The organism is Dermacoccus sp. MPR-E5 (assembly GCF_058809565.1).
Map to the genome: position 1 here is coordinate 1 of NZ_JBXASS010000038.1, position 1,691 is coordinate 1,691.

The 1,691-nt window shown below is 66.5% G+C and carries 1 protein-coding gene; it reads right to left on the reverse strand.

What is annotated here, in order from left to right:
* On the reverse strand, positions 1-1,639 hold a 1,639-nt coding region (locus AC1RS9_RS14440), incomplete at its 3' end, for a M4 family metallopeptidase (RefSeq protein WP_492921970.1).
* Between the last annotated feature and the right edge of the window lie 52 nt (positions 1,640-1,691).

Sequence of the window (1,691 nt, forward strand, 5' to 3'; positions counted from 1 at the left end):
GGGTCGGGGTCGTCGACGTCGAGCACGCAGCGGTGCCCTTGGGGACGTTGATGGCGTTGAACGCGCTCTCGACCGACTTGCAGACCTGGCTGGAGCCGCCGTACATCTCGACGGCCGACTTGATGGCGCCCTCACGAGCAGCCTTGTAGTTCGACGTCGACGTCAGCTTCGTCGACAGCGTGCGGTACCAGACCTTCTCGATGTCGGCGCGGCCGGCGCCCGTCACCGATGAGCTGTCGCAGGTGGAGCTGTTGTAGGAGACACCGTTGATCGTCTTCGCGCCCGAACCGTTCGAGGCGAGGAAGTACCAGTGGTTGAGCGGGCCCGACGAGTAGTGCGGGTCGGCGCTGCCGACTGACGAGGAGTAGCAGTCGTAGCTCGCACCGTCCTTGCTCGGCTTGTCCATGTAGCGCAGCGGCGTGCCGTCACCGTTGATGTCGATCTCCTCGCCGAGCAGGAAGTCCGGCTTGTCGAAGGCCAGGTTCGCGTACCACTCGACGCCCGTGCCGAAGATGTCGGATGTCGCCTCGTTGAGGCCACCGGCGTCGCCCGAGTAGTCGAGACCGGCCGTGTTCTCCGTGACGCCGTGGCTCATCTCGTGGCCGGCGACGTCGAGCTCCGTCAGCGGGTTCGCGTTACGGTCACCGTCGCCGTACGTCATCTGAGTGCCGTCCCAGAACGCGTTGACGTAGTTGTTGTCGTAGTGGACGCGGCTGCGCGCACCGTTGCCGTTGTTCCAGATGCCGTTGCGGCCCATGACGCTCTTGTAGTAGTCGAACGTCGTGTCCGCACCGTACTGCGCGTCGACGCCGGCGCTCTGACGGTTCGAGTTCGACCCGTCGCCCCAGACGTTGTCGGCGTCCGTCATCGTCGTGCCGTTGATCTTCTGGTTGTTCGAGTCGGTCGTGTAGTTGCCCGTGTTCGGATTGCTCAGCTTGTACGAACCGCTCGAGCCGGAGGTGGTGAGCGTGACGTTCTTGTCGTAGATGCCGTTGCCCGTGGCGTGGGCGATCTCGTCGAACGAGGAGATGACGGCGCCGGTGTCGGCGTTGATGAACGAGCGGACGCGCGACGGCGTGCGGTCCTTCTGCATGCCGGTCGTCTTCACCATGTAGGCGAGCTGCTGCTTGCCGGCCTCGTCGACACGAATGACGAGGGTGCTGCCCGCGCCCTTGGCGGCATCGAGCCCCTCGCTCTTCTTGTGGGCCTTGGCGGCCGCGAGGCCCTTGGCCTCACCGGTGGCCTTGGGGATGGCGGGTGCGGTGTCGACGGTGATGGCGCCGTCGAACATGCCGTCGTGGCCGGTGACCTTGCCGGAGGCGTCACGGTGGATGACGAGGTCGCCACCGACGACGGGGATGCCCTTGAAGGTGCGGTCGACGCGCACGTGCGTCGAGCCGTCGGTGTCCTTGAGCACGTCCTTGATCTTGAAGGCGTTGTCGGCGCTGAGACCGACGGCCTTGACGAGCGCCGCCGACTGCGACTGCGCGGAGCCGACGAGGCTCGAATGCGCCGATGCCGACTGGAACGACGCCTGCCGCGTCGCCGGGGAGTCGGCGGAGGCGCTCTGAGCGACGGCGGGGACGAGCGAGAAGGAGCAGGCCGCAGCGAAGGCGACGGTGAGGGTGGTGCGCTTCATGAGAATCGGTGTCTCCTCTGAGCGACCGGGGCGTGGGGCTCCGGCGGTGGGG